General features: G+C 59.5%; 3 protein-coding genes. 2 read left to right on the top strand and 1 reads right to left on the bottom strand.

Translation table 11 applies throughout. From position 1 onward, the window contains the following. Nucleotides 1–50 precede the first annotated feature (50 nt). The gene (locus B3H64_RS11575; protein ID WP_286735268.1) at nucleotides 51–1,610 is read right to left on the bottom strand and encodes an acyl CoA:acetate/3-ketoacid CoA transferase; all 1,560 of its coding nucleotides are present in this window, start codon (nucleotides 1,608–1,610) and stop codon (nucleotides 51–53) included. A gap of 409 nt (nucleotides 1,611–2,019) precedes the next feature. On the opposite strand from B3H64_RS11575, the gene B3H64_RS11570 reads away from it, so the two are divergent. Together B3H64_RS11570 and B3H64_RS11565 are read left to right on the top strand one after the other, a co-directional pair. Continuing rightward, nucleotides 2,020–3,435 carry a sigma-54 interaction domain-containing protein gene (locus B3H64_RS11570; protein WP_286735266.1) on the top strand — a complete coding sequence of 472 codons (1,416 nt, stop codon included), beginning with the start codon at nucleotides 2,020–2,022 and terminating at the stop codon, nucleotides 3,433–3,435. Nucleotides 3,436–3,567: 132 nt separating this feature from the next. Further along, nucleotides 3,568–3,737, top strand: a 170-nt coding sequence (locus tag B3H64_RS11565) for an alpha/beta-type small acid-soluble spore protein (RefSeq protein WP_286735269.1), incomplete at its 3' end; no start/stop codon positions are given.

The raw sequence follows: 3,737 nt of genomic DNA, 5'->3' as shown, positions 1-3,737 counted from the left end.
ATCATCTGTTGATCTTCGGTAAATTGCATCGTGATTCCTCCTTTGGGTGGTTACAGGGTCAGGCCCATCTTCTCGTCGCGGAAGATGCGGGAATCCATCTCCTTCACTTCCTCGGCGATGAGGGGTCTAAACTCCATCTTGTCCAGAATGTCGCGCTGCAGGTCCACGCCCGGGGCGATCTCAGTGAGCATGATGCCCTTGGGCGTCAGCTTGAAAACGGCCCGCTCGGTGACGTAAAGGGCTTCTTGGCCCGCCTCGGCGGCGTACTCGCCGGAGTAGGTGACCTGCTCCAGCGCCTTTTTGAACTTGATGCTGCCGCCGTCCTTCACGATATCCAGCTTGCCGTCCCGGATCTCGATCTGCATCTTTCCAGCGGTGAAGGTTCCGGCGAAGCACACCTTCTTAGCGTTCTGGGTGATGTTGATAAAGCCGCCGGGCCCCACTACCCGTCCGGCAAACTTAGATACGTTGACATTGCCCATGGCGTCGATTTCCGCCGCGCCCAGGAATCCGGCATCGATGCCGCCGCCGTCGTAAATATCAAAGATGTCGGGCATCTTGTAGATGGACTCCGGGTTGATGGTGCCGCCCAGCAGGGTACCGCCCAGGGTGACGCCGCCCAGAACGCCGGACTCGATGGACAAGGTGATGGCATCGGAGCAGCCCTCCTCGGCCAGAATCTTGCCCACCAGATCGGGCACGCCCAGGCCCAGGTTCACCAACTGGCCGGCCTGGATCTCAAAGGCACAGCGGCGGGCGATGAGCTTGCGCACGTCAAAGGGGGCGGGCGCCACCTCACTGACTGGGATCTTCAGTGCGCCGCACATCTCGGCCCGGTAGCCCTCGTAGGCCAGGCACTGGCGGGTATAGGCCGGATCGCCCACCACCACATAGTCCACCATGAAGCCGTGGATGGCCACCTCGTTGGCGGGGATCGTGCCGGCCTGGACCAGCTTTTCCACCTCCACCACCACGATGCCCCCGCTGTTATGGGCGGCCGCCGCCAGCTCTAGCTGCTCGGTAATATTGGCCTCCCCCTTCAGGGAGATGTTGCCGTTCTCGTCGGCCAGCACGCCCTTGACAAAGCAGACGTCGATGGGCATGGACTTGTAGAGCAGGCAGTCCTTCTCCCCAATGTGGACCAGTTCCACCACCTCGTGTCCGCCGTCTCGTGCGGCCTGATTGGCCTTGCAGCCCTCCAGCCGGGGATCGCAGAAGGTCTTGAGGCCCACATGGGTCAGCACGCCCGGCTTTTTCCCGGCGATGGCCCGGGTCAGGTGGGAGGCCACGCCCTGGGGGATCAGAAACGCCTCGATCTGGTTGGAGACCGCCAGGGCGTTGAGTCGGGGCTCCAGGCCAATGTGGGCACAGATCATACGCTTGCACAGGCCCGGCTCCCCAAAGTGGTTGGCCCCGCCCTGGGCGCCGTCGCCCACTGCCGCGATGTGCAGCAGGGTCAGGTCCTTGGGGCTGCTGGTCTCCACGTAGCGTTTTTGCAGGGACACGAGGCAGTCCTCGGGCACGCCGTAGGTAATGAATCCGCCCACAGCCACGGTCATATTGTCCTGTACCAAAGCAGCGGCTTCCCGACTGGTAATCACTTTCGGCATACAAATTCCTCCATTCTGCCGCCCTTGAGGCGGCGCTTCACGGTATCTGCGGTGGACTGGCTCCGTTCGTCGCGCCTTTGCGCCCGAACGGCTCTTCGTGTCGGCCAACACTTTTTGTTTCCGGTTTTTATATCAGCTAATTTTGTGCCAAGTTTTTCTTTCTGACCGCAAAAGGGACCGGAGCGTCCCCCGAAGTCATTGCGCCCCAAGGCCGTTCCTTTTTCTCAGCCTCCTCTCTGGTCCCGCCAAATGGGGGCAAATTCATGTGTCTCTCCGGCGGTTATGTGTCATTTTTTCCTCACCCAACCCTTTGGCTCCCACGGCGGACCGGCCGGGAGGGACTTGCATTTTGCCGCAGGCCTGCTTTATAATGGCGCAAACAGCATCGCGCGGAAAGGGGGCTGCCGGCATGACGGAGGATCATCGGTACCGGCTGATTTTTGAGGAGTTTCTGGACAAGACCGAGGACGGCTTCATCGTGGTGGATAAGGACGGCATCATCACGGATATCAACCAAAACTACTGTGACTTTCTGGCCAAGCGGCAGGAGGACGTGATTGGGAAGCCCATCGGGCAGGTCATCACCACCACCTCCATGTACGACGTTCTCGCCCGCAGGCATCGTGGGGACGGCAGCAACGGCGTCTATATTCAGCCCTACTGTGCCGGCGAGACCCGGGATCAGTCGGAGAATTATGCCGTGGCCAACCGCTTCTGCTTCTTCGACGAGGACAGCACCCTTCTGGGTGCGGCGGCACACATGAAATTCCGGCAGCGGGCCATGGATACCGCCAAGGAGATCCTGGATCTGGAGCTGAAATATTACAGAGAGGAATATTCCAAGAGCACCTCCGGCAGCGGCGGCTTTGAGCATCTCATCGGCAAGGACCCCAAGCTGCTGGAGCTAAAGCGGACGGGCACCCGCATCGCGCAGACCGACTTTTCAGTGCTCATTACCGGGGAAACCGGCACCGGCAAGGAGGTGCTGGCCAAGGCCATCCACGCCGAAAGCCCCCGGCGGGACGGTCCCTTCATCTGCGTCAACTGCGGCGCCATCCCGGATAATCTGCTGGAATCGGAGCTCTTCGGCTATGAAGAAGGGGCCTTTACCGGGGCCAAAAAGGGTGGAAAACCCGGGAAATTTCAGCTTGCCAATCACGGAACGCTTTTTTTAGACGAGATCGGGGATATGCCGCTTCCGCTCCAGGTCAAAATCCTTCGGGCCCTCCAGGAGCGGGAAATTGAGAAGGTGGGCGGCGGCGCTCCCATGCCGGTGGACGTGCGTGTCATTTCCGCCACGCGCCAGGACCTTCCCCAAATGATGGCAGAAGGCTCCTTTCGGGAGGACCTGTATTACCGTCTGGCCGTCATCAACATGGAGACCGTACCCCTGCGGGAGCGACCAGGGGACATCCTGCTCCACGCCAACTATTATCTGGATGAATTAAACAAAAAGTATAAAACGAAGATCATCCTCTCCGACCCGGTCAAGTGCTGCCTGCGGCAATACAACTGGCCCGGCAATGTCCGAGAGCTGCAAAACGTCATCACCGGCGCCTACGCCTCCTGCGACAACCTGATGGTGGAACCCGCCGATCTGCCCGCCAAAATCACCGCGCTTCACAAATATGATCCCGGCCTTCGCCGTCAGAGCAGCCGCCTGGCCGACACCATGGACGCCTATGAATCCGCCGTCATCCGGGAAGCGCTGTGCCGGAACGGCCAAAATGTCAAGGCAGCGGCCGAGGAGCTGGGTGTGGAGCGGAGCCTGCTCTATAAAAAAATGAAGCGCCTTCAGATTGTCATCCAGCGCTCCATCCATTGACTTGCATGGCCGTGTTACTGTGGTCAAATTGACCTGAATCAGCAAAAACTGGCGCACATATAAAACTTCGCTGGGGCAAAGATATGTCTGGATTCCCAATCCAACAAACACACAAAAAAGGAGATGCGAATTATGTCCAGTTCCAACAATTCCAATCAGCCTGTCGTGCCCAGCGCCCGCGAGGCCCTGAACAAGTTTAAGATGGAGGCCGCTCAGGAAGTCGGCGTGAACCTGAAGCAGGGCTATAACGGTGACCTGACCTCCCGTGAGGCCGGTTCCGTGGGTGGCCAGATGGTCAAGAA

The organism is Intestinimonas sp. UBA1698 (assembly GCF_002320075.1).
Classification (GTDB): domain Bacteria; phylum Bacillota; class Clostridia; order Oscillospirales; family Oscillospiraceae; genus Intestinimonas; species Intestinimonas massiliensis.
The sequence above is the reverse complement of the archived record's forward strand: the minus strand, read 5'-3'. Positions and strand labels throughout refer to the sequence as shown.